Here is a 24096-nt window from a genome sequence, read left to right as displayed (position 1 = left end):
CGCGTTTTCTTGTCCTGCCAATCCACTTGGTTGGGGGGGGGGGGGGGGGGGGGCCCCCCCCCCCCCCCCCCCCCCCCCCACGGCTAGCTGGAGACCCGGACGGCCCGCCGGCGGGAGACCGCTGCCGCACCGCCGAGCAGCACCAGCAGGAAGGCACCGATGCCGACGGCGGCTCCGTTGTCGTCCTCTGCCGCGAGGCCGGACTGACCGCCGGGGACGGCACCGGGAGCGGAGTGGAGGCCCTCGATGACCTGTGTGGCCAGCGCGAGGTTCCCCGCCTCGAGGCTTCCCCAGGCGTAGACGATCGTCGATGTGCCTTCGGGGAGGGTGAGGTCCGCAGGGCCGATCACCGGAGCGGTGGTGCCCGTGGCAGCCACCGCTGCCGACACCGTGCCGGCGTCCGTGGTCAGGGATGCCTCACCCGGATTGCTGAGGTTCTGGAGGATCGGCGCTCCCCCTGCGAGGACGTCGACGGCGGGGGCGGCTGCGACATGGCGGACCGTGACCCTCGTCTTGCCGGCCTCGACGGTGGAGAGGTCGTTGGTGTAGAAATTCGCGGTGGGGTTCCCCTCGGCATCGAGATTGGCGGTCGCGGTGTAGTTCCCGCCCGCCGCCAGGTCGACGTCGACAGGACCGATGAGCGGCGCGCTCGCGTCGGCTGCATCCGCCGCCGTGACGGCCAGCTGGTAGGCCCCCGCCGGCAACTCCAGCGGACCGGCCAGCTCGCCGGGAGCGAAGTCGTCCAGCGTGAGGGCACCGTTGACGTACACATCGACGGTGAGATCAGGAACGCCGTGAAGCACCGACAGCGATGCGACGGCTGGTGTTTCTGCGGCCGTTGCCGGAGCAGCGATGGACGCTGCTCCCACGACTGCGGCGGCTCCTACGGCGTACAGGCTTCTGTGCATGACATCTCCTCGATCCGGCCCCTTCGGGGGCTGTTTCCACTGACATCCGGTAATACCCGGAGGCGCAGCCGTTTGGATGCAGGAGGACGAGGAATCTTTCCGGCTCAGGCGTTCCAGAGACCGTAGGAGTCGGCGAGCGAGGAGATCTTCTGCGCCCGTGCGAGGCGGGGGAGGTAGGAGCCGTCGCCCACCACGGCACCCGCGGCGTGCTCACGCAGCAGTTCAGCAGCCCAGTTGATCTCTGATTCGCTGGGCGACAGTCCCCGGTTGATGGTGTCGGTCGCGTCCGTGAGCAGGCACAGCTTGCCGGTCATGCCCATGGAAGCCGTGACCTTGCAGGCCTCGAGCAGCTCCTCTCCCAGGGCGCCGACCGTCGGGCCGTCGATCGGGCCGGGCAACTGCCCGACGCGCGAGGCGACCACGAGCTTGGAACGCGCATAGGCGAGCGCCATCGGATCATCGGACGCACCGGTGTCGCGACGGAAGTCGCCGACGCCGAAGGCCAGGCGGAAGGTACCGGGCGCGCTGGCGATCGCCGTCGCGTTCTCGATGCCGAGCGCGGACTCGATCAGGGCGAGGACGGGCGTACCCGCCTGGAGGCGCATGGCCGTGTGGGTCACCTGCTCGGGCTTCTCCGTCATGGCCAGCATGACGCCGCGGAGACCCGGTGCCTTCGAGAGGGCCGCGAGGTCCTCGGCCCAGTACTCGGTCTCGATGCCGTTGACGCGCACCCAGGCCGTCATGCCGGTGGACAGCGCCTCGACCACGCGCTCGCGGGCCTCGGCCTTGCCCGCCGCGGGAACGGCGTCCTCCATGTCGAACACCACGGAATCGGCCTCGGACGTGAGGGCCGGGATGAACGTGTCCTCGGAAGCAGCGGACGCCAGCAGCCAAGATCGGGAGAGCTTCGCGGGAAGCGCGGCTGCGCGGCTGTTTCTGAGGGAGGTGGCCATGCTCAAACAGTACTGAGGACTGTGGGGCATTATCCACCGGAGACAGGGTGCGGTCCGTGAACACTACGACCAAAAGGGCTCACCGGAGCGGCGTCCGGGTTCCCGGCGTCCCGGCGAGCGTGGGGAAGGACCCTTGACCGCTCCCTGCACGGAGCCTACCATTCGTATACGATTTCGTACTCGATGGCGCCCCGGCGCCTCCTCCGGACGTCGACCGCCCGGGAGGATCAGCAGCACGCACCGAAAGACAAAGGGGTTTTTCATGGCATTGGCTTCAGAACGGGCAGAGCCCACCGGACGGCGGGGCATGACCGCTGCCGACCGCAAGGTCCTCGCGGGGACGATGGTCGGCACCACCATCGAGTGGTACGACTTCTTCATCTTCGCCCAGGCGGCGGGACTCGTCTTCGCGACCGTCTACTTCGGCCCCCTGGAGACGGAGAGCCCCGGGCTCGCCCAGCTCGTCGCGTGGGCCACGATCGGTATCAGTTTCTTCTTCCGACCCCTGGGCGCGGTCATCGCGGGCCGACTGGGCGACAGGATGGGCCGCAAGGCGATGCTCGTCTTCACGCTCATCATGATGGGCGCATCCACGGCCCTGATCGGGCTGCTGCCCACCTACGCGCAGATCGGCGTCTGGGCGCCGATCCTCCTCATGCTGCTGCGCATCCTGCAGGGCTTCTCCGCCGGCGGGGAGTGGGGCGGCGCGGCCCTCATGGCCGTCGAGCATGCACCCGTGGCCAAGCGCGGCTTCTGGGGGGCCTACCCGCAGATCGGCGTCCCGGTCGGCATGATCCTGGCCACCCTGGTCCTGTTCCTGCTGCGCAGCTCCCTGTCCCCCGAGGCGTTCCTCGAATGGGGCTGGCGCATCCCGTTCCTGCTCTCCGTCGTCCTGATCGTCGTCGGCTACTTCATCCGCGCCGCCGTCGCCGAGTCTCCCGTGTTCAAGCGGATGATCGAGCGCAAGTGTGACACCGCCACTCCCCTGCGGAGCCTGCTGAGGACCAACAAGAAGCAGGTCGTCCTCGCCGCGGTCATCTTCATCGGCAACAACGCCGCCGGCTACCTCGTCATCGCCTTCCTCTCCTCGTACGCCCAGAAGAGCCTCGGGATGCCGGCCGCGCCCGTGCTCCTGGCGACGCTGCTCGCCTCCTTCGGCTGGCTCATCTTCACCCTCTACGGCGGCATCCTCTCGGACCGGATCGGACGCGTCCGCACGTTCCAGATCGGGTATGCACTCATCTTCGTCTGGATGATCCCGATGTTCATGATGATCGACACCCGCAACATCTGGGCCTACGGCATCGCCATCTTCATCCTGACCATCGGGCTCGGGCTGTCCTACGGCCCCATGTCCGCGATGTACGCCGAGATGTTCCCCGCGAACGTCCGCTACTCCGGCATCGGCATCGGCTACGCACTCGGCGCCATCCTCGGCGGGGCCTTCGCGCCACTCATCGCCCAGGCACTGCTCGGGAGCACGGGCTGGTCCGGGTCGATCGGCATCTACATCATGGTGCTCTGCGTGATCTCGTTCATCGGGGCGAGCATGGTGAGGGAGACGAAGGGTGCACCGCTCGAGGCGGAGACGGAGGATGCGGACGCCCGCGTCACCCCGTAGCCGATCCACGGGTGCGCGGAAGGACGGGTGGGTGCCACCCGTCCTTCCGCTATAGTGGCGAGCGTCGGGCGCCACGGGCGCCGTGCCTGAAAAAGAGGCAATAAGGGCGCCGTCGCCCGAGGCACATACGGAACTCACCCACCAAGTCCTCCGGGTTGACCGTGTGCCTGCACCATCGCCGCTCGGGGACTTCGCCCTGAAGGATTCCCGATGGCCACCGTCTCCGCGAGCATCGTCTCCGCCCTCCTGCCCGTCACCTCCGAGGTCTTCGGCGTCATGGGCAATGGCAACGCCCATTTCCTCGATGCCGTCCTGGCCGCACCGGCCCTGCACTACACCGCCGTCCGGCACGAGGCCGGCGCCGTCGCCGCAGCCGATGCCTACTTCCGTGCCAGTGGGCGGCTCGCCGTCGCGACCACCACCTACGGTGCCGGATTCACCAACGCCCTGACCCCTCTCGCCGAGGCGGTCCAGGCCGGCATCCCGCTGGTGCTCGTGGTCGGGGATGCGCCCACGGCAGGGATGCGCCCGTGGGACGTCGACCAGTCCCAGGTGGCCAAGGGCCTCGGCGCCACCACGTTCACCGTCTCGGCAGGTCGTCCCCGGGCCGTCGCGGCGGCCGCCGTCGACCATGCCCTGCGTCACCGGGAGGCCGTGGTCCTCGCGATCCCCTACGATCTCGCGGCCGCCGAGGCCCTGGAGGAGGACGCCGCTCCCGCACCTGCCGCCGCGCCCCTCGACCCGCCGACCGGGGAGGATGCCGAACGCGTCGCGGCGATCCTCGCGTCGGCCGAGCGCCCCCTCGTCCTGGCCGGCCGGGGTGCGTGGGTGAGCGGAGCCGGAGAGGCGGTACGTGCCCTCGCCTGGAGCCTCGGTGCATTGACCGCGACCTCCGGTCTCGGCGCCGGATTGTTCGGCGACGACGCGGGTGCGCTGGGTATCGCCGGTGGCTGGGCGTCGGAGCGCACCGCGCACCTCATCGAACAGGCCGACGTCGTGCTGGTGCTCGGCGCGCACCTCAACCAGTTCACGACGCGCTTTGGGCATTCCTTCGGCCCGACCGCCCGGGTCGTCCAGGTGGATGTCGCCGCGGGCCCCACCTCACCGGCCGTCACCGATTTCGTCCGGGGTGACGCGAGGCTCACCGCCGAGGCGCTCCTCGCCGCCGTCGAACCCCGGGACGGAGCCCACCGCTGGAGCACCATCGCAGCCGATGCCGCACTGCGCGCCCACGACGCGCGCGACGACGGTGCACCGACGGCCCCCGACGGCCGCCTCGACCCCCGGAGCCTGTGCCGCGTGCTGGACCGGATGCTGCCGGCCGACCGCACGATCGTGCAGGACGGCGGCCACTTCATCGGCTGGGCGCCGGGCTACCTGCACGTTCCCGCGCCGAACCGCCTGATCATGGTGGGCACCGCGTACCAGACCATCGGCCTCGGCTTCCCCAGCGCGGTCGGGGCGGCCCGGGCCCTGCCGGACTCCACGATCGTCCTGTGCACGGGCGACGGCGGTGCCCTCATGGCGCTCGCGGACCTCGACTCGTTCATCCGCACCGCTCGACGCGCGGTCATCGTGGTCTTCAACGACGCCGCCTACGGAGCCGAGATCCACCAGTATGCCGTCCGCGGCATCGACTCCCGGCCGATGATGATCGAGGAGGTCGACTTCGCCGCCGTCGCCGCCGCCTTCGGGGCCCGGTCCGCCACCATCGCCTCCCTCGGCGACCTCACCGCCGTCGAGGACTGGCTCGCCTCCGACGACGACGGCGTCCTCCTGCTCGACTGCAAGATCTCGCAGCAGGTCGTGGCGCCGTACATGCAGGAGATCGTCGCCGTCGCCACCGGAAGCCGCTGAGGCCGACCGGTGGTGCACCTCATCCGGTGGGCGCCGGGGCGATCCGGCGGGCGAAGCCGTCGAGCGCCGATGCGACAGCCCGGGGATTGCCGAGGGCCGCGTAGTGCCCGCCGGGGATCTCCACCGGTTCGATCCCGAGGCGCTCGCGCACCTGCCGTCGCATGAAGGGGGCGGGGAAGAGATGGTCGTCCTGGCACAGGATCGCCATCGTGGGGACCTCGGGGTGCCGGCCCGGCCACGGCAGCGACAGCCAGGCGCCCTGCTGGTCACGCTCCCGGGCCCGTGCCTCGCGGGCGAGCTCGTCCGGCACGCCGTTGTAGTACAGCACCTCGGGGTCGTCGGCGATCTCCTCGGAATCGTGCCCGGTCTTCGTCCACCAGTCGGCGAACGACTCACCCGGCAGCGGGATCATCGCGGCGAGGTACACGAGGCCGGCGGCGCCCAGTGCGTCACACACCAACGGTGCGGTGAATCCGCCCAGGGAATGCCCGACGACGACGGCGTCGCGGCTCCCGCCGGCAGCGGAGCCGACAGCGGAGCCGACAGTGGTGGTGTAGTCCCCGAGGGTCGCGCCGGCGTCCTCGGTCGGCAGGTCCACCGCCACCACGTCGTGACCGGACTCCTGCAGCACCCCGCTCACGAGGTGCCAGTCCCAGGCGGTCGAGCCTCCTCCATGGATCAGTACGAACGTCGTCATGGTGTCCACTCCCATCGGCCGGGACGCCCCGGACCGGCGTCGTCACCTGTAGACGTACCGGGGCCCCGGAAACCATCGGTCGGGGTCCCGCATGGAACCGGTGGGATCAGCGGGGCCGGAGATCGTAGATCCGCCTGAGCTTCCCGCTGGACCGCACGAGGGACCCCTGCTCGACGACGGCGACCGCGCACGTGGAGCCGATGTGCGTCTTGATCCGGTGCCGCAGCTCCTCCGCCGCCGCGGTGGCGTCGGCAGCACTGACGCCCTCACGTGGTTCCACCTTGACGGTCAGCTGGTCCATCCGCTGGCCCTCGGGACGCGTGAGCTCGAGCTGGAAGTGCGGGCTCAGGGCCGGGATGGCCAGGGCCAGTTCTTCGACCTGCGTGGGGAAGAGGTTCACGCCACGCACGATCACCATGTCGTCGCTCCGACCCGTGATGCGCTCCATCCGGCGCATCCCCGGTCGTGCGGTGCCGGGCAGCAGGCGGGTGAGGTCGTGGGTGCGGTAGCGGATGATCGGCAGCGCCTCCTTCGTCAGGGAGGTGAAGACGAGCTCGCCCGCCGAACCGTCGTCGAGCACCTTCTCCGTGAACGGATCGATGATCTCGGGGCGGAAGTGGTCCTCCCACACGTGCGAGCCGTCCTTGGACTCCACGCATTCACCGGCCACGCCGGGGCCCATGACCTCGGACAGGCCGTAGATGTCACAGGCGTCGAAACCCATGCGTCCCTCGAGTTCCTGGCGCATGCCCTCCGTCCACGGCTCGGCCCCGAGCACCGCGGTCTTCAGCGACGTCGTGCGCGGGTCGATGCCCGCGGCGGCCATCGTGTCGAGGATCGTCAGGAGGTAGGTGGGCGTGGCGAGGATCGCGTCCGGTTCGAAGTCCCGGATGAGTTGCACCTGCCGCTCGGTCTGCCCGCCGGAGATGGGGATGACGGTGCAGCCGAGCCGCTCGGCTCCTGCGTGGGCGCCCAGCCCGCCGGTGAACAGCCCGTAGCCGTAGGCGTTGTGGACCTTCCAGCCTGCCTTCACCCCGGAGGCGCGCAGCGAGCGGGCCACCAGCGAGGCCCAGCGGTCCAGGTCCCCGGCGGTGTACCCGACGACCGTCGGCTGGCCGGTCGTGCCCGACGACGCGTGGACGCGCGCGATGCGCTCCTGCGGCACGGCGAACATGCCGAACGGGTACGTGCTGCGCAGGTCCTCCTTGGTGGTGAAGGGGAAGGCCGCGAGGTCCGCCAACTCGCGGAGGTCGTCCGGGTGCACGCCGGCGTCGTCGAACTTCCGCCGGTACAGGGGCACGTTCGCGTACGCGTGGGCGAGGGTGGACTTCAGCCGTTGAAGCTGGACGGTCTCCAGGTGGTCGCGCGACCACGTCTCCTCGACGTCGAGGGTGGCAGGATCCGCTGCGCTCGCGCGGAGTGGGAGGGTGGTCATGGCTGCTCCTTCGCAGATCAGGTCAGGGGGGCGGGCATCAGAGGACGGACTCGACGGCGTTCGCCGCCGCGGCGACGCGGGAACCGATGTCCTCGAGGGGTCGGTCGCCGGCCAGGAAGACGACGGCGAGCGCCGCGGGGAGCTGGCCGCGGACCCGGATGGGGGCCGCGACGCTGCTGACACCCGGGATGACCTCGTCCCGGCTCGTGGCGTACCCGACGGTGGCGGCGGTCCTCGACTCCGCCCGGTACGGTTCGCCCGGCGCCAGGCGCTCCCAGGAGGCCTCGGTGAGCGCCGACTGGATGGCGATGCCGGGCGCCCCCGCGTCGAAGGGGTGGCGTGAGCCGGGGCGTTGGACGAGGGTGCCTTCGCCGTGCGGCGGCTCCACGGCCACGAGGGTGACGCAGTGGCGCCGGTCCCACACGGCGATGAACGCGGTCATCTGCAGCTCGCCCGCGACGGCCGTGAGCTCCGGCAGTGCGGCCGTCTGCAGCCGGGGCGCGACTCCCCGGGCCAGGTTCGCGAGTCCCGGGCCGGCCTTGAACCGTCCACCCGCGTCCCTGACCACCAGGGAGTGTTCCTCGAGCGTCCTCAGGATCCGGTAGGCGATGGAGCGGTGGACGCCGAGTGCCCCGGCGACTTCCGCCGTCGTCCGTCCGTCCGGTGCGTCCGCCAGGAGCTCGAGTGCCCGGATCCCCCGTGACAGCGTCTGGGATGCCGGCGGGGCCGCCGTCGTGGTTCCGTGCTCCGCGTCCGCCGTGCGCATGTCAGGCGAACGCCCGTCCTGCGCGCCGGTCCGAGCGGGCCACCAGCAGCGGGGCGAAGAACTCCGCGAGGCCGGCGGTGCCGGCCAGCGGCAGCACGTGCGCGACGTACTGGTCGGGTCGGACCACGACGACGACGCCGGAGCGGTCGAGCCCCCGCAGGTCGAAGATGTCCGCGTGCGGGTCGGCGGCGTACACCCGTTCGTAGTCGGTGAGTCCGAAGGGTCCCACGGCGGGCTTGAATCCCGACGGTACGCGCCCGATGTCCACGCGGGTGTGGTCCTGCTGGTAGACGACCTTCACGTCGAACCACGCATCCGGATCCGCGCCCGGCGGGGTGGCCGCGAGCGGCGAGTCCGGAGCCGTGCGGATCCAGTCGGCGAATCCCGACACCAGGGAATCGGTGCCCGCTTCCGCGCCGTCGGCGAAGACGTAGATGCGCCAGCGGCCGTCCGCCGTGGCGTGGTGGCCCAGGTGCATGGGGACGCCGTCGCAGACCCGGACGACCGGGGCCGATTTGAAGCGCTTGCCGATCGGGAAGCCGGCAGCGAGGTCCTGGTGTGCGGGCTCCGCGACGAGGATGGACGGCGCGTACTGGGTCATGAAGCCGGCGGGGAACTCCGCGGTCCGCACGTAGAAGTCCTCCAGCTCGGAGGGGTCGGCGAACTCCTCCGGCTTCCTCGCCATGAGGGTGGACCACTGCCTGTCGAACGCGATGAGCTCCTGCGCGACGACCTGCCGCTCCGCGGAGTACGTCGCCAGCAGGTCCTCGGGGCTGCGGCCTTCGAGCACGTGGCCGAGCTTCCACCCGAGGTTGAAGCCGTCCTGCATGGAGACGTTCATGCCCTGGCCCGCCTTCGCGCTGTGCGTGTGGCACGCATCCCCGGTGATGAAGACACGCGGTGTGCGTGTTCCCAGCTCCTCCGGCAGGACGTCGTCGAACCGGTCGGTGAGGCGGTGGCCCACCTCGTAGACGCTGTGCCAGGCGACGTCGCGCACGTCCAGTGTGTAGGGGCTGAGGATCTGGTTGGCCTTCGCGATGATCTGCTCCACCGTCGTGGCGCGGACCGCGCCCTTGTCGGCCGGGTCCACCTCCCCGAGGTCCACGTACATCCGGAACAGATGTCCACCCTCGCGCGGGATCAGGAGGATGCTGCCGCCAGCCCCGGACTGGATGGCGCACTTGCGGCGGATGTCGGGGAAGTCGCTGACGGCAAGGGCGTCCATGACGCCCCACGCATGGTTGGCCTGGTCCCCTGCGAGGGTGCAGCCGATCGCCTGGCGGACCCTGCTGCGGGCGCCGTCGGCCCCCACGACGTACCTGGCCCGGACGGTGCGCGCAGCGCCCTCCTGCTCACCCGCGGTGTGTACGAGCGTGACCCGGACGGGGTACTCGGCGTCGTCGTCGACCTCGAGGTCCGCGAACTCGTAGCCGTAGTCGGGCACCATGCGCGTGGGCGCGTTCTTCATGACCTCGGCGAAGTAGTCGAGGACGCGGGCCTGGTTGACGATGAGGTGGGGGAATTCGCTGATCCCGGCAGGATCGTCCTCGGGGCGTGCCGTACGGACGATGCGCGAGGCGTCCTCGGGGTCCGGCTTCCAGAAGGCCATCTCCACGATCCGGTAGGCCTCCTCCGTGATGCGCTGGGCGAACCCGAAGGCCTGGAACGTCTCGACGCTGCGGGCCTGGATGCCGTCGGCCTGCCCGATCGCCAACCGCTCCGGCCGGCGCTCCACGATCCGCGTGGAGATGCCGGGGAACTGGGAGAGCTGGGCGGCGGTGATCATGCCTGCCGGGCCGGTGCCGATGATGAGGACGTCGACCTCGTCGGGGAGTTCCTCCGGCCGGTCGAGCCCGGTGCCGGCGGCAGGCTGGACGCGGGGATCACCCGACACGTAACCGTGGTGGTGGAATTGCACGGGCTGTCCTCACTTCGTCGTGATGGTTGCCAAGCGGGTCGGTTCGATAATCGAACGGGCGGTTCTTCTTTCGTGAAGCGATGCTAGCCCCCGATGGCGGGCCCAACAACTCCCCTTGACGCTTCCACCACGTCCTGCCTAACCTTCGTATACGATTTCGTACTCGATGAGGAGCCACGGGTGGAACTGGTAGACGACGGCGTCCTGGCCGCAGCCCGCAAGGTCATCGCCGTGCACATCAACTACCCCAGCAGGGCGGCGCAGCGTGGTCGTACACCCGATCAGCCGTCGTACTTCCTCAAGCCGCCCTCCTCGCTCTCGCTGTCCGGTGCAGCGGTGGAACGCCCCGCCGGGTGCGAACTCCTCGGTTTCGAGGGCGAGATCGCCCTGGTCATCGGCCGTCCCGCCCGCCGCGTATCCCTCGAGCAGGCCTGGGACCATGTGGCCTGGGTGACGGCGAGCAACGACCTCGGGGTCTACGACCTCCGCTACGCGGACAAGGGCTCGAACCTCCGGTCCAAGGGCGGTGACGGCTTCACACCCGTGGGTCCGGGCCTGATCCCGGCCGGCGATCTCGACCCTGCCGCCCTGCGCATCCGCACCTGGCACAACGGGGAGCTCGTGCAGGACGACACCACCGCGGACCTCCTCTTCCCCTTCGCGCGCCTCGTCGCCGACCTGTCGCAGCTCCTGACCCTCGAGACCGGGGACATCATCCTCACCGGCACACCGGCCGGCGCCTCGGTCGCACAGCCGGGCGACACGCTCGAGGTCGAGGTCTCGGCGTCCGGCGGCACCCTCTCGACCGGCCGGCTGGCCACCCGCGTGGAGGAGGGCACGACGCCGCTCGCAGGCTTCGGCGCCGGCCCCAGGGCCGACGACGTCCAGCGGGAGGAGGCCTACGGCTCCCGGGAGGCCGCCGGCCTCCCGGAACCGGCGTCGGTCCTGAGCGCCGGACTCCGCGCCAAACTCGGGAGCGTGGCCACCGCCACCCTGTCCTCGCAGTTGCGCAAGCGCGGGCTGAACAACGTGAGCATCGACGGCCTGCAGTCGACCCGGCCGGACCGCCGCGTCGTCGGTCTCGCCCGCACCCTGCGCTACGTCCCGAACCGCGAGGATCTCTTCGCGGCGCACGGCGGTGGGTTCAACGCCCAGAAGCGTGCCATCGACTCCGTCAACGAGGGCGAGATCCTCGTCATGGAGGCACGCGGCGAGACCGGCACGGGAACCATCGGCGACATCCTCGCCCTGCGGGCACAGGTCCGTGGAGCCGCAGCCATCATCACCGACGGCGGTGTCCGCGACTTCTCCACCGTCGCCGGCATGGATATCCCGACGTACTACGCCAATCCGCACCCCGCCGTCCTCGGGCGCCGGCACATCCCGTGGGACACCGACATCACCATCGCCTGCGGCGGCACGACCGTGCAGCCCGGCGACATCATCGTCGCCGATGCGGACGGCATTCTCGTGATCCCTCCCGCGCTCGCCGAGGACCTGGCGGACGACTCCCTGCAGCAGGAGCGCGAGGAGGCTTTCATCGCGGAGATGGTCCGGCAGGGTCACGGCGTGGACGGCCTCTATCCGATGAACGCGCAGTGGCGGGCGCGCTTCGAGGAACAGGACGCGGGGAAGCGGGCATGAGCAGGACGGGCACGGCCTCCGGCAGCAAATCCGAACAGGCGTACTCCGCGGTCAAGGCCCGCATCGTCGACGGCACCTACTCCCCCGGTTTCCGCCTGGTGCTCGCGAAGATCGCCGACGACCTCGGGGTGAGCGTGGTCCCGGTGCGCGAGGCCATCCGGCGGCTCGAGGCCGAGGGACTGGTGACCTTCGAGCGCAATGTCGGTGCGACCGTCGCGGGCATCGATCCCACCGAGTACCTCTACACGATGCAGACCCTGAGCATCGTCGAGGGAGCCGCGACCGCGCTCTCCTCTCCGCTCATCGGGCCGGCGGACATCGCACGGGCCCGCGCCGTCAACGAGGAGATGCGTGCCTGCCTCGACCATTTCGACCCCGTGCGCTTCACCCGGCTCAACCAGGACTTCCACTCCGTCCTGTTCGAGAACTGTCCCAATCCGCACATCCTGGACCTCGTCCACCGCGGCTGGAACCGCCTCGCGTCGCTGCGCTCCTCCACGTTCCGGTTCGTCCCCGGCCGGGCCCACGAGTCGGTCGAGGAACACGACGCCCTCCTCCGGCTCATCGCGGGCGGAGCGGAGGCCGACGCCATCGAACGCGCGGCGAGACTCCATCGCAGCGCCACCCTCGACGCCTATCTCGCGCAGACCGGCGCACACACCAGTGAGGAAATGCCATGACCAGCCCCATCGACGCGGCCACGACACACTACGTGCCGGAGGACCTGCCGACCTCCATCCAGCACTACATCGACGGACGCTTCGTCGATTCGGTGGGCGGTGCGACCTTCGAGGTCCTCGACCCGGTGTCCAACACCACCTACGCCACGGCCGCGGCGGGGCAGAAGGAGGACATCGACCTAGCGGTGGCGGCCGCACGGGAGGCCTTCACCAACGGGCCATGGCCCCGCATGAAGCCCCGCGAACGTGCCCGGGTCCTCAACCGGATCGCCGACGCCGTCGAGGCCCAGGAGTCCCGGCTCGCCGAACTCGAGACCTTCGACACGGGCCTGCCCATCACCCAGGCCAAGGGCCAGGCGCTGCGCGCCGCGGAGAACTTCCGCTTCTTCGCGGACCTGATCGTGGCCCAGTTCGACGACGCCATGAAGGTCCCCGGCTCCCAGATCAACTACGTGAACCGCAAGCCCATCGGCGTCGCCGGGCTCATCACCCCGTGGAACACACCCTTCATGCTGGAATCCTGGAAACTCGCTCCCGCCCTCGCCACGGGAAACACGGTGGTCCTCAAGCCCGCCGAGTTCACGCCCCTCTCCGCCTCCCTGTGGGCGCAGATCTTTCGGGACGCCGGCCTGCCCGACGGCGTGTTCAACCTCGTCAACGGGCTCGGCGAGGAAGCCGGCGACGCCCTCGTCAAGCACCCGGACGTCCCGTTGATCTCCTTCACCGGCGAGACCACCACCGGCCGGACGATCTTCCGGAACGCCGCGGCGAACCTCAAGGGCCTCTCCATGGAGCTCGGCGGGAAGTCACCCTGCGTCGTCTTCGCCGACGCGGACCTCGACGCCGCCATCGACTCGGCCCTGTTCGGAGTCTTCTCCCTCAACGGCGAACGGTGCACCGCAGGCTCCCGGATCCTCGTCGAACGCCCGGTCTACGACGCGTTCTGCGAGAAGTACGCGGCGCGCGCGAAGGCCATCGTCGTCGGGGATCCCCACGACCCGAAAACCGAGGTCGGGGCCCTCGTGCATCCCGTGCACTTCGACAAGGTGGCCTCCTACGTGGAGATCGGGAAGACCGAGGGCCGGCTGCTCGCCGGCGGCGGACGCCCTGAGCACCTCCCGGAGGGCAACTACATCGCCCCCACCGTGTTCGCGGACGTGGCCCCCGACGCGCGGATCTTCCAGGAGGAGATTTTCGGTCCCGTGGTGGCCATCACCCCCTTCGACACCGACGACGAGGCCCTGGCACTCGCGAACAACACCCGGTACGGGCTCGCCGCCTACATCTGGACGAGGGACCTCACCCGCGCCCACACCTTCTCCTCGAACGTCGAAGCGGGCATGGTGTGGCTCAACAGCCACAACGTCCGCGACCTCCGCACCCCGTTCGGCGGCGTCAAGGCCTCGGGTCTCGGGCACGAGGGCGGCTACCGCTCCATCGACTTCTACACCGACCAGCAGGCCGTCCACATCACCCTCGGCACCGTCCACACCCCCAGGTTCGGCAGCATCGACGCCGCCGCCGCCGCCGAAGGCTGAGCCCCCACCCCGTTCGCTCGACGAAGAGAGAATCCCATGACGAATCCCGTACCCACGCCCTCGGTTCCCGCTCCGGACATCGTGCGCTGCGCCTACATGGAGATCGTGGTCACCGACCTCGCACGCTCCCGCGCATTCTATGTCGACGTCCTCGGCCTGCACGTCACCGAGGAGGACGACGAGGCCATCTACCTGCGGTCCCTCGAGGAGTTCATCCACCACAACCTCGTCCTGAGGAAGGGACCGGTCGCCGCCGTCGCCGCGTTCGCCTACCGCGTGAAGTCACCGGCCGAGGTCGACGCCGCCGAGGCCTACTACAGGGAACTGGGCTGCCGCACCGAACGCCGTGCGGACGGCTTCACCAAGGGCGTCGGGGACTCCGTCCGGGTCGAGGACCCGCTGGGCTTCCCCTACGAGTTCTTCTACGACGTCGAGCACGTCGAGCGCCTCACCCAGCGCTACGACCTCTACTCGGCGGGCGAACTGGTCCGTTTGGACCACTTCAACCAGGTCACCCCCGACGTGCCACGCGGCCGGGCGTACCTCGAGGACCTCGGCTTCCGCGTCTCGGAAGACATCCAGGACTCCGACGGCGTGACCTACGCGGTGTGGATGCACCGCAAGCAGACGGTGCACGACACCGCGCTGACCGGCGGCAACGGACCGCGCATGCACCACGTCGCGTTCGCCACCCACGAGAAGCACAACATCATCCAGATCTGCGACAAGATGGGCGCCCTGCGGATCAGCGACCGCATCGAGCGCGGCCCCGGACGGCACGGCGTCTCCAACGCCTTCTACCTCTACATCCTCGACCCGGACGATCACCGCATCGAGATCTACTGCCAGGACTACTACACCGGGGACCCGGACAACCCGACGATCACCTGGGACGTGCACGACAACCAGCGCCGCGACTGGTGGGGCAACGCCGTCGTGCCGTCCTGGTACTCGGAGGCGTCCCTCGTCCTGGACCTCGACGGAAACCCGCAGCCCGTCACCGAGCGCGACGAACGCAGCGAGATGGCGGTCACCGTCGGCGCCGACGGCTTCTCCTACACCCGCAAGGACGGCGCCGAGGCCGAGGGCTTCAAACTCGGCGCCCAGCTGTAGCCATGCTGGACGACGCGACGATCGAGGCCATCGCCGATGAGCTGCTGGAGGCCGGCCGGAGCCGGGTTCCCGTCCCGCTGCTGACGGCGCGCTACCCGGGGATGACGGTGGAGGACTCCTACGCCGTGCAGCGGTTGTGGCGGCAGCGCAACGAGGACGCCGGACGTACGCTCGTGGGCCGGAAGATCGGGCTCACGAGCAGGGCCATGCAGGCCGCGACGGGCATCACCGAGCCCGACTACGGGGCGATCTTCGACGACATGGTCCTCGAGACGGGGTGCTCCGTGGAGTGGGACCGGTACACACACCCCCGGGTCGAGGTCGAGCTGGCCTTCGTGCTCAAGGACGACCTCAGCGGACCGGGCTGCACCATCTTCGACGTCCTGAATGCGACCGACCATGTGGTGCCTGCGCTGGAGATCCTCGACTCGAGGATCGAGATGGAGGGCCGGACCATCGTGGACACCATCTCCGACAACGCGGCGATGGGCGCCATGGTCGTCGGCGGACGGCCGGTGCGGCCCGACGCCGTCGACCTGCGCTGGGTGTCCGCCATCCTCTACAAGAACCAGGTCGTCGAGGAGACCGGGGTCGCCGCCGGGGTCCTGGACCATCCGGCCGCCGGCGTGCACTGGCTCGCCAACAAGATCGCCGCCCACGGCGACGGGCTCAAGGCCGGCGACATCATCCTGGCCGGATCCTTCACCCGACCCATGTGGGTGGACCGGGGGGACACCGTCCACGCCGACTACGGAGCGCTGGGAGCCGTGACATGCCGCTTCGTCTAGGACCCACCTTCGCCGAGGCACTGGTTGCTGCAGATCGCCCGCTGGCCGGGATGTGGGTGTGTTCGGGCAGCCCCTTGGTCGCCGAGATCTGTGCCGGGTCCGGGCTCGACTGGCTGCTCGTCGACGCCGAGCACAGCCCGAACGGCCTCGAGTCGATCCTCGCCCAGCTGCAGGCCGTCTCCGGGTACCCGGTGCAGGTACTCGTCCGTCCTCCGGTCAACGACACCGTGCTCATCAAGCAGTACCTCGACCTCGGCGTGCAGAATCTGCTGATCCCCATGGTGAACACCGTGGCAGACGCGCGGGCCGCCGTCGCCGCCACCCGCTACCCGCCCGAGGGCGTCCGCGGCGTCGGCTCCGCACTGGCCCGCGCCGCCCGCTGGAACAGGATCCCCGACTACCTGGCCACGGCCGGCGGAACCGTCAGCGTCACGGTCCAGATCGAATCCACGGCCGCCGTCGAGGCGGTGGAGGACATCCTCGCCGTCGACGGCGTCGACGCCATCTTCCTCGGGCCCTCCGATCTCGCCGCGTCCATGGGACTGCTCGGCCAGCAGGAACACGCGCAGGTCCGCACCGCCGTCGGGAACTGCCTGCACGCTGCAGCGCTGGCCGGGAAACCGGCCGGCGTCAACGCGTTCACCCCGACCACCGCCCGGCACTACCTGGAATCCGGGGCATCCTTCGTCCTCGTCGGCGCCGACGTCTCCCTCCTCGCCCGCGGCTCCGAAGCCCTCGCCACCGCCTATCTTCCGGCCCTGGAGGACGACTCCCCGTCCAGCTATTGAGCGCCTCCGGACCCGTCGGCGCCACGGCCGTCTTGACGGCGGAGCGTAGTGTGAGGGGTACGCGGTCCAGACATAGGCCGTACTCCTGGTTTCTTCTTGACGGTGCCGTAGCAACCGCATCCATGGCAGAGCACGATCCCCGATAGGGGCAGTGCAGCATGAACGACGACGTAGAACCGCACCACCAGATCCCCCACCGCACCGCTCCGGATTCCGGATCCGACGACGCACCTGCAGCACGCGCGAGGCATCTGGTCGATGACTGGGCCCGGCTGATCCACGCCACCCTGTGCCCCGAGCAGGCTCTGCCCCTTCCCCGACCCGTGCAGATCGCGACGGGCATCATCATGGGCAACCAGCACTGCACCGTGCACCAGGCCCATGCCCTGCTGCTCAGCGCGGCGTGCGCACGTCAGGTCCCCGCGGGCCGGATCGCCGAGGACATCATCTCGACCACCCGAAACCCCGTCCTGCCCGGCACCCGCAGCACACCCCCCTGATCGGCCCCGGACTCCGCTCCCCTCCTTCTCCTCCCGGCAGCCGGGTCGTGCGCGTCCGTGCGGGACAATCCTTCCTATGCCGCACTGCTGCCCCGTACTGCAGGGCGCTCGTAGCCCTGGAGCCCTCACCGCGGACGAGCGTGCGGACCCCGACTTGATCGAAAACTGAGGATTCGTTCCGGGTTGTGGCGAGGGTGGTCCATGAGACTGGGGGAACGCAGCAGGAAGACCCGGAGACGTCCGTCTCCATGCCGTGGATACAGGGATGCTCGTGCGGAGGTGGCATTCTCCTCCTCGGTCAGGATGCCTGCCTCGGCGGACATCGACCCATCGGTAATGCCGCGCCCTACCGCAGGGCCGGCACTGTTCTCACAGGAGTTCGACACGCATGGCCGGGACCACCGACCCTCAGGACTACACCAGCGACATCTACGACCTGATGCTCGCGCACCAGAGTGTGCAGGAGTTCCTCGACGCCGTGGTCCGGCTCTCGGCCACGATCATGGCTCCTGCCGACGTGGTCTCGGGCATCACCTACCGGAACCGCCGGCGCATGGTGACGCTGGTGAGCAGCATCCCCGAGGTCGGCGTCCTGGACGAACTGCAGTACGACGCCGGCGACGGGCCCTGCCTCACCGCCCTGAACACCGGAACCACCACCGTCGTGGATGACACCGATGCCGACCAGCGGTGGCGCGGATACCTGCGAGCGGTCGCCGATCACGGCTATCTCTCGATGATGGGGATGCCTCTTCCCCTGCGTGCCAGGAACGACGGCACGGACGACGGCAGGAGTGAGGGTGCGGCGAGCATCAACTTCTACGGCGCCGAACGCGCGGTGTTCACGCCCGAGCGGCAGCGGGCCGCCGAAGCCTTCGCGACCTCGGCCGGTGCCGCATTGAGCCTGATCGTGAAGGTCGACGACGCCAGGGACCAGACCGCGCACATGGTCGCAGCCACGGAGACCCGTTCGGCCATCGATGTCGCTGTGGGAATCATCATGGCCCAGAACCGCTGCAGCCAGGAGGAGGCATTCCGGATCCTGCGGAGCTCCTCGAACAATCAGAACGTCAAGGTCCACACCCTGGCCCAACTCATCCTCGGACGGGCGTCGAACCCGGCCCCGGTGGTCCCGCACACCGGGAACACCGCCCCGAACCCCTGACCCCCCTCCTGGCGCTGCGCGACAGGTCCAGCACGTCCTGCCGGGACGTCGCAGCAGGACCCGCCGGACCGGGAGCTGTCAGCCGGCGCTCGGGACGCTTGCCGGCGGAACCGCCGGCGTGATGTCGTCGAGGCTGAGCAGGGGCGGCTGGTCGACGGATTCCTTCAGCTCGAGAATCTCCTCCGGATCGAGGTCCACCACCTCCGCGATGACCTCCGGGTCCTCGCCGTGCTCGAGGGCGACGACGATGGCCTCCTTGAGGTTCAGCTCAGCATGGTCCAGTTCGAACGCGGCTGCTTCCTTGTCCGCCGCTGCGACGGCGAGTTGATGACGATCCTCTGCTGACATCTGCACACAGTCCTTCTTGAACCTCGGTCGGTGGACACGGCCGCGCCGTCGGATCCGATCTCTCGATCCGCCGTCGCCCCGGGTGTCCGGTTGTATCCCCCATTGTGCCTGCACGGCACCGTCACCGCACCGACCTCGCCCGCGACGTCGCGCTCGAACTCACGACGACCGGAGAACCACCCACCTGCACACCCTGGCCGGTCCTCGCGGGCACTCCGTCCCGATGCCGTCAGTCGACATCCGTGAGTACGGCGACCAGGGCGGCCACTGTCTTCTCGGCACCCGGCCCCTCGCAGCTGATGGTCACGACTTCCTCGGTACCGGCACCGAGGCTGAGGACCGACGTGACCTGCGATGCATCGACCGAGTAGTCCGGGTCGGACGCGAGACGGAGGAACACCCTCCCGCTGAAGCTGTCGGCGATGGCGGCGATACGGACTGCGAGCATGGCATGTACGCCGCGCGGATTGGCGACGACGACGCTTCGTTCCACGGCTGTTCCTCCTCCCGCCCGGGATCCTGGCCCCTCGACACTGTTCATCTAATCACCACCGTTCGTGTTCCTCGCGGAATTTGCCCGTCCCGTCTCGAGTGCTGGGTCCGCCGCAGGATGCAGGGTGACAGGATCGCCCCCCCCCTTCCGGGCCCACCAGCCATCAGACTGTCCCTATGGACTGGACGCGTGCAAGGGATTGGCTGATCGGCGCTACGGGAATGGCACTCGTCCTGGGGGTCGCGCTCGTGATCCTCTGGTGGGGGCTGAGCGAACCGGCGGACGCAGGCGGGCCGGGACCTGCGCAGACGGCGTCGGCGGGAGCTGAGGACCCATCGACGACGGCAGCACCCCCCGCCACCCTGCTCGAGGACGAGACGTGGTTCGCCGACCTCGTGCTGGAGGCCGGGACGGTCGTGACCCCGGACTCGACGCTCCGCGATGTCCGGGCGGTCGGGCAGGACGTGGTCGTGGGGCCGGACCGGTCGGTGGCCGCGCGGCTGGTCGTGGACGCGACCGTGCCGTTCGAAGTCGTGGCCGACGAGCTCGGCGACGACTCCGTGGTCCGCGCTGCCGGAGGCGGCCAGGCCACGGTGGTCCGCACCGTGAACGCCCTGGGGCGCGAGGTGCGCGTCACGGCGACCGGCACCGTCGACGTCCAGGCCGGCAGGCTCGTGCTGGAGCCGCGCTCGATCGACATCGGTGGCCCGGATTTCCTCTCCGATGCCACCGCCGCCGTCGTCAGGCGGTTCGTGACCATCGAGCACGATATCGACGGCCTGCCCGCCGGCCTCGTGCTGGAGGGGGTCACCGTCCAGACCGACGGCTTCCGCGCGAGCCTCCGGGGCGAGGATGTCAGGCTTGCACCCTAGTCCTGGTCGGCGGCACTCTGCCATCGGCTGTCGAGTACAGGCGCGGGCGACGCCGATGAGCATAGTCTTGGTGGGCGAGGTCGATCCGTCCGGGGTCGACCTGCGATGGTCGAACGGATCAGTGGACGGAGGACGGGCATGCTGGATGGGTACCTTCAGCAGTGGAGCGCCATCCAGACGGTGCGGGCCGCCGGCCTGAACCTCCCTGACGTCTTCCGGACGTATGTCGACCTGGCCGGGGACTCCGACCAGCTCGAGGTCCGGGGCTACCTCTCCGGTCTGGTGATGCTCGAGGTGGAGCAGCGCGACCTGCTCGCCCAGGCCGTCAACGAATGCCTGGACAGCGAGGGATCCACGGCCGATGGTGCGCACTACAGCAACGAGGAGGCCGCCTCCTTCTCCGGCTACGGCGACTACCTCCGCCCCCTCGACCTCTCCCCCGACGGGTACGACTTCAACGCCCCACCCGCCGGGGATCACAGCACCAGCGCTACCTTCGGCAGCGGTTCCTCGTTCGATGCAGTGGCTGCTGCAGGTGGCATCGGAGGTGGATCCGATGCCGACGAGACCGAGTTCCGACGCCTGCAGGCCTTGCACGAGTCCGGCTTGCTGGAGGGTGGTGCGGAGGACCGCTTCGATCGGATCACCCGGCAGGCGCGGGACCATTTCGGTGTCAGCTCGGCCTCCATCGCCCTGATCACCGGCGATTCGCAGATCATCAAATCCGTCGTCGGACCGTTGGGCCAGGATCTTCCGCGGGACCTCTCGCTCTGTGCGACGACCATCGAACAGGACCGCACGTTGGTCATCGCGGATGCACGCGTGCATCCGGAGTGGCGCGATCACCCCCTCGTCACCGGCGCGCCCGGAGTCCGCTTCTACGCCGGTCACCCCGTCTGCACCGTGGACGGCTGGCGTATCGGCACCCTGTGCCTGATGGATGACCAGCCGCGGGTCTTCACCGATGACGACGTGCAGGTACTCAGGCGGCTGGCCGGGCAGGTACAGATCGAGATGTGGGTCTGACGGGGGCCCCACCCGCGGGGGCTTCCCTCCTGCCGGACCACGCGCTCACGGCCCTGCCTAGCCGGTCCTGCGCCGATAGGTCATGATGGCGACGGCGTAGGCAGCCACCAGGCCCCCGACGCACCAGGCGAGGGCTGTCCAGATGCCGCTGCCGACCGGCTGCTGCGCGAACAGGTTCCGGATCGTCTCGACGATGGAGGTGACGGGCTGGTGCTCCGCGAACCAGCGCACCGGACCCGGCATGGACTCGGTGGGCGCGAAGGCGGAGCTGATGAACGGCAGGAAGATCAGCGGATAGGAGAACGCTGCGGCGCCCTCCACCGACTTCGCCGAGAGTCCGGCGATCACCGCTATCCAGGTCAGGGCGAGTGTGAACAGCACCAGCATGCCGGCGACGGCGAGCCAGGCCGCAACCCCTGCGCCCGAGCGGAAACCCATGGCGACGGCGGCGAGGACGACGATCACGAGGGAGACCAGATTGGCGACCAGTGATGTCAGGACATGCGCCCAGAGCATGCTGGACCGGGCGACGGGCATGGACTGGAAGCGCTCGAAGATACCGCTCTGCAGGTCGAGGAAGAGCCGGTAGGAGGTGTACGCGACGCCCGAGGCGACCGTGATGAGCAGGACGCCGGGCAGCAGGTAGTTCACGTAGGAGGACGAGCCGGTATCGATCGCACCACCGAGCACGAAGACGAAGAGAAGCATGATGGCGACGGGCATGACCGCCGTCGTGACGATCGTGTCCACACTGCGCGTGATGTGGCGCAGGGATCGCCCTGTCAGCACGGCGGTGTCGCCGAGGAGGTGGGTGGTCACCGGGAGTCCTTCCGGGTGGGTCCGGACGGGGTGTCCGTCGCGGTGTCGACGCCGATGATCGCGAGGAAGACGTCCTCGAGGGTCGGTTGCTTCTCGACGTACTCGACCTGGGCGGGTGGAAGGAGCTGCTTGAGTTCCGCCAGGGTGCCGTTCGCGATGATATGGCCCTGATGGAGGACGGCGATGCGGTCGGCGAGGTGCTCGGCCTCCTCGAGGTACTGGGTGGTGAGCAAGATCGTGGTGCCCTGCATAGCGAGTTCCTTCACCGCCTGCCACACCTCGATGCGCGCCTCGGGGTCGAGCCCTGTGGTCGGCTCGTCGAGGAAGATGACGGGCGGGTGCCCGATCAGGCTCATCGCGATGTCGAGGCGACGGCGCATCCCACCCGAGTAGGTCGAGACCTTCCGCCCTCCCGCGTCCGTCAGCGAGAAGCGGCGCAGCAGGTCATCGGCGATGCCGCCCGGGTCGCTGAGGTGCCGCAGCCGTGCGATGAGCACAAGGTTCTCGCGTCCACTGAGCACCTCGTCGACAGCCGCGAACTGACCCGTGAGGCTGATCGATCCACGCACCTGCGCCGGCTGCGCAGCGACGTCGAACCCGCTGACCGACGCCGTGCCGGCATCCGCGGAGAGCAGGGTCGAGAGGATCTTCACGACAGTCGTCTTGCCGGCACCGTTGGACCCCAGCAACGCGAAGATGCTGCCGCCGGCGACGTCGAAGTCGATGCCGCGGAGCACGTGGAGATCCTTGTAGGACTTCTCCAGTCCCGACACCCGGATGGGGGACGCCACGGCGCTCATCGCCGCTCGTCCCTTTCGGCGTCGTCGATCGCGGAGGCGAGGCGGTTGCGCTCCTTGCGGATCCAGCTTCCACCGCCATAGTTCTGCATGAACTCCTCGGCGAACTCGGCAGGGTCCGCACCGACGACGTCCCGGATGGGCGTTCCTGCGGCGACGCTCTGCTCGAGCAGGTCGGCGAGATCGTTGAGCATGGCGATGAGGCTCTTGCCGTCGTCACTCGGGCCGAGGTTCATGAGGTACCGCTCGAGCGCCGCAGCGGCCTGGCGGTAGCCCTCCGGCAACTGCCGGATGCGCTCCTTGTACTCCCTGTACCTCTTCTTGTCGCCGAGATCCCCGACGATCTTCTCGATCCACATGGTCACACCCCTCCTTGTCGGAGCTGTTCGAGCCGTTCCGAGAGGAAGCTCCATGTCCTCCAGAACTCGTTGAGGTATTCCTGCCCCTGCGCGTTGAGCGAGTACACCTTGCGCGGGGGGCCCTTCTCGGACGGGACCTTCTCCACGTCCACGAGCCCCCGTTGCTCCACCCGCACGAGAAGCGCGTAGATGGTGCCCTCCGCGATGTCCGAGAAGCCCTGCTCACGCAGCCACGTCGTGATCTCGTACCCGTACGCAGCCCTTCCGGCGAGCAGTGCGAGGACGATGCCCTCGAGGGTGCCCTTGAGCATCTCTGTCGCCTGCCTGCCCATGACTCTCCTCTCGCTACTCAGTGTTACTTGATACCGGTACAAAGTAACACTGACTACCAGTACATAGCAAGAGGGAGTAGCAGGATCTTCCGGCCAGCAGTGGTGATCATCCCGGCAGGCGCTTCCCCCCTGGCGCAGCCGGCCCGCGATGTACCCGACCGCATCCCGGGTGGAGCCCTTCAATCCGCGCTAGGCTCCGAGCATGAGCCTCCGAACGCCTCCCCCGTCGGCTGCGCACCACGGGCCCGTCGGGCTCGCGACCGCCCTCCTCGCCGTCGTCGCGGCATTCCAGGCCGCCCTGGCCGCCGGAGCGCCATGGGGCGCGGCCGCCTACGGCGGTTACACCCCGGGCACCTTGCCTGCCAGGTTCCGGGTGGCCAGCGCGGTCTCGTCCCTGGCCTACCTCGGGCTCGCCCTGGTCACGACGGACCGAGGACCCGGCACGACGACGAAGCGCCGGATCCTCACGGGCGCTGCGTGCCTGATGGGGGTCGGCACCCTGATGAATCTCGCCTCGCGGTCCGTGATCGAGCGGCTGCTCTGGACCCCTGTTGCGGGAGCCCTTACCGTCGCGCTCCTGCGCATCGCCCGGAACCTCCCCCCGCACGCGGACCGGCCATGACGTCGACCCACGTGGAAGCACCCGTGGACTCGCCTCGACCTCCAGGTGTACCTTTCA

General features: G+C 69.4%; 25 protein-coding genes. 13 read left to right on the top strand and 12 right to left on the bottom strand.

Going from position 1 to position 24096, the window contains the following annotated elements; genetic code table 11:
• Positions 1–83: 83 nt before the first annotated feature.
• Positions 84–908: a DUF4397 domain-containing protein gene (locus AC0Z9V_RS16960; protein ID WP_485142214.1), complete on the bottom strand. Its 825-nt coding sequence runs from the start codon at positions 906–908 to the stop codon at positions 84–86.
• Between the two features lie 104 nt (positions 909–1012).
• On the bottom strand, positions 1013–1861 hold the full coding sequence (locus tag AC0Z9V_RS16955) for an HpcH/HpaI aldolase/citrate lyase family protein (protein ID WP_133081475.1): 849 nt from the start codon (positions 1859–1861) through the stop codon (positions 1013–1015).
• Between the two features lie 262 nt (positions 1862–2123).
• On the opposite strand from AC0Z9V_RS16955, the gene AC0Z9V_RS16950 reads away from it, so the two are divergent.
• Together AC0Z9V_RS16950 and AC0Z9V_RS16945 are read left to right on the top strand one after the other, a co-directional pair.
• On the top strand, positions 2124–3482 hold the full coding sequence (locus AC0Z9V_RS16950; protein WP_485142213.1) for an MFS transporter: 1359 nt from the start codon (positions 2124–2126) through the stop codon (positions 3480–3482).
• Between the two features lie 210 nt (positions 3483–3692).
• Complete coding sequence (locus AC0Z9V_RS16945; protein WP_485142212.1) at positions 3693–5339, top strand: thiamine pyrophosphate-binding protein; 1647 nt, start codon at positions 3693–3695, stop codon at positions 5337–5339.
• Positions 5340–5358: 19 nt separating this feature from the next.
• Here the strand turns inward: AC0Z9V_RS16945 and AC0Z9V_RS16940 are convergent, their stop codons facing one another.
• From AC0Z9V_RS16940 to AC0Z9V_RS16925, 4 genes are all read right to left on the bottom strand, one after another.
• Positions 5359–6036: an alpha/beta fold hydrolase gene (locus AC0Z9V_RS16940; protein ID WP_485142211.1), complete on the bottom strand. Its 678-nt coding sequence runs from the start codon at positions 6034–6036 to the stop codon at positions 5359–5361.
• 106 nt (positions 6037–6142) lie between these two features.
• Positions 6143–7471 (bottom strand): phenylacetate--CoA ligase PaaK, encoded by a 1329-nt coding sequence (gene paaK, locus AC0Z9V_RS16935; RefSeq protein ID WP_485142210.1) that lies wholly within the window; start codon positions 7469–7471, stop codon positions 6143–6145.
• Between the two features lie 37 nt (positions 7472–7508).
• Positions 7509–8237, bottom strand: a complete 729-nt coding sequence (locus tag AC0Z9V_RS16930; RefSeq protein WP_459287764.1) for an IclR family transcriptional regulator — start codon at positions 8235–8237, stop codon at positions 7509–7511.
• A 1-nt stretch (position 8238) separates the two neighbouring features.
• Positions 8239–10155, bottom strand: coding sequence for an FAD-binding monooxygenase (locus tag AC0Z9V_RS16925; protein ID WP_485142209.1), 1917 nt, complete (start codon positions 10153–10155; stop codon positions 8239–8241).
• 180 nt (positions 10156–10335) lie between these two features.
• On the opposite strand from AC0Z9V_RS16925, the gene AC0Z9V_RS16920 reads away from it, so the two are divergent.
• From AC0Z9V_RS16920 to AC0Z9V_RS16885, 8 genes are all read left to right on the top strand, one after another.
• Positions 10336–11799, top strand: a complete 1464-nt coding sequence (locus AC0Z9V_RS16920; RefSeq protein ID WP_485142208.1) for a fumarylacetoacetate hydrolase family protein — start codon at positions 10336–10338, stop codon at positions 11797–11799.
• Positions 11796–12479, top strand: a complete 684-nt coding sequence (locus AC0Z9V_RS16915; protein WP_485142207.1) for a GntR family transcriptional regulator — start codon at positions 11796–11798, stop codon at positions 12477–12479. Before AC0Z9V_RS16920 ends, AC0Z9V_RS16915 begins: the two co-directional genes overlap by 4 nt.
• A complete protein-coding gene (hpaE, locus tag AC0Z9V_RS16910) occupies positions 12476–14017 on the top strand; it encodes a 5-carboxymethyl-2-hydroxymuconate semialdehyde dehydrogenase (RefSeq protein WP_485142206.1) in 1542 nt (513 codons plus the stop codon). The genes AC0Z9V_RS16915 and hpaE overlap by 4 nt, the downstream gene beginning before the upstream one ends.
• Positions 14018–14053: 36 nt before the next feature.
• Positions 14054–15130 (top strand): 3,4-dihydroxyphenylacetate 2,3-dioxygenase, encoded by a 1077-nt coding sequence (hpaD, locus tag AC0Z9V_RS16905; protein WP_208739302.1) that lies wholly within the window; start codon positions 14054–14056, stop codon positions 15128–15130.
• Positions 15131–15132: 2 nt separating this feature from the next.
• Positions 15133–15918, top strand: a complete 786-nt coding sequence (hpaH, locus tag AC0Z9V_RS16900; protein WP_133081485.1) for a 2-oxo-hept-4-ene-1,7-dioate hydratase — start codon at positions 15133–15135, stop codon at positions 15916–15918.
• On the top strand, positions 15903–16706 hold the full coding sequence (locus AC0Z9V_RS16895; protein ID WP_485142205.1) for an HpcH/HpaI aldolase family protein: 804 nt from the start codon (positions 15903–15905) through the stop codon (positions 16704–16706). Before hpaH ends, AC0Z9V_RS16895 begins: the two co-directional genes overlap by 16 nt.
• Positions 16707–16864: 158 nt before the next feature.
• On the top strand, positions 16865–17206 hold the full coding sequence (locus AC0Z9V_RS16890; protein WP_133081486.1) for an ANTAR domain-containing protein: 342 nt from the start codon (positions 16865–16867) through the stop codon (positions 17204–17206).
• A 388-nt stretch (positions 17207–17594) separates the two neighbouring features.
• Positions 17595–18371 carry a GAF and ANTAR domain-containing protein gene (locus AC0Z9V_RS16885; protein ID WP_485142204.1) on the top strand — a complete coding sequence of 259 codons (777 nt, stop codon included), beginning with the start codon at positions 17595–17597 and terminating at the stop codon, positions 18369–18371.
• Positions 18372–18449: 78 nt separating this feature from the next.
• On the opposite strand, the gene AC0Z9V_RS16880 is transcribed toward AC0Z9V_RS16885, so the two are convergent.
• Both AC0Z9V_RS16880 and AC0Z9V_RS16875 read right to left on the bottom strand, forming a co-directional pair.
• The gene (locus tag AC0Z9V_RS16880) at positions 18450–18719 is read right to left on the bottom strand and encodes a hypothetical protein (protein WP_208739306.1); all 270 of its coding nucleotides are present in this window, start codon (positions 18717–18719) and stop codon (positions 18450–18452) included.
• Between the two features lie 229 nt (positions 18720–18948).
• The gene (locus AC0Z9V_RS16875) at positions 18949–19212 is read right to left on the bottom strand and encodes an HPr family phosphocarrier protein (protein ID WP_485142203.1); all 264 of its coding nucleotides are present in this window, start codon (positions 19210–19212) and stop codon (positions 18949–18951) included.
• Between the two features lie 176 nt (positions 19213–19388).
• Between AC0Z9V_RS16875 and AC0Z9V_RS16870 the strand changes: the two genes are divergently transcribed.
• Both AC0Z9V_RS16870 and AC0Z9V_RS16865 read left to right on the top strand, forming a co-directional pair.
• Complete coding sequence (locus AC0Z9V_RS16870; protein ID WP_485142202.1) at positions 19389–20084, top strand: LmeA family phospholipid-binding protein; 696 nt, start codon at positions 19389–19391, stop codon at positions 20082–20084.
• Positions 20085–20222: 138 nt separating this feature from the next.
• The gene (locus tag AC0Z9V_RS16865) at positions 20223–21110 is read left to right on the top strand and encodes a GAF domain-containing protein (protein ID WP_485142201.1); all 888 of its coding nucleotides are present in this window, start codon (positions 20223–20225) and stop codon (positions 21108–21110) included.
• A 57-nt stretch (positions 21111–21167) separates the two neighbouring features.
• On the opposite strand, the gene AC0Z9V_RS16860 is transcribed toward AC0Z9V_RS16865, so the two are convergent.
• From AC0Z9V_RS16860 to AC0Z9V_RS16845, 4 genes are read right to left on the bottom strand one after another with little or no spacing between them, the layout of a single operon-like run.
• Positions 21168–21929, bottom strand: coding sequence for an ABC transporter permease (locus AC0Z9V_RS16860; protein WP_485142200.1), 762 nt, complete (start codon positions 21927–21929; stop codon positions 21168–21170).
• The gene (locus AC0Z9V_RS16855; protein ID WP_133081493.1) at positions 21926–22729 is read right to left on the bottom strand and encodes an ATP-binding cassette domain-containing protein; all 804 of its coding nucleotides are present in this window, start codon (positions 22727–22729) and stop codon (positions 21926–21928) included. The genes AC0Z9V_RS16860 and AC0Z9V_RS16855 overlap by 4 nt, the downstream gene beginning before the upstream one ends.
• On the bottom strand, positions 22726–23085 hold the full coding sequence (locus tag AC0Z9V_RS16850) for a DUF1048 domain-containing protein (RefSeq protein ID WP_208741789.1): 360 nt from the start codon (positions 23083–23085) through the stop codon (positions 22726–22728). The genes AC0Z9V_RS16855 and AC0Z9V_RS16850 overlap by 4 nt, the downstream gene beginning before the upstream one ends.
• A gap of 2 nt (positions 23086–23087) precedes the next feature.
• On the bottom strand, positions 23088–23417 hold the full coding sequence (locus tag AC0Z9V_RS16845) for a PadR family transcriptional regulator (RefSeq protein ID WP_208739312.1): 330 nt from the start codon (positions 23415–23417) through the stop codon (positions 23088–23090).
• 202 nt (positions 23418–23619) lie between these two features.
• On the opposite strand from AC0Z9V_RS16845, the gene AC0Z9V_RS16840 reads away from it, so the two are divergent.
• A complete protein-coding gene (locus AC0Z9V_RS16840) occupies positions 23620–24039 on the top strand; it encodes a hypothetical protein (RefSeq protein ID WP_485142199.1) in 420 nt (139 codons plus the stop codon).
• Positions 24040–24096 lie beyond the last annotated feature (57 nt).

Source organism: Arthrobacter sp. UYP4, from assembly GCF_057291175.1.
This window is presented reverse-complemented; position numbering and strand designations above follow the sequence as displayed.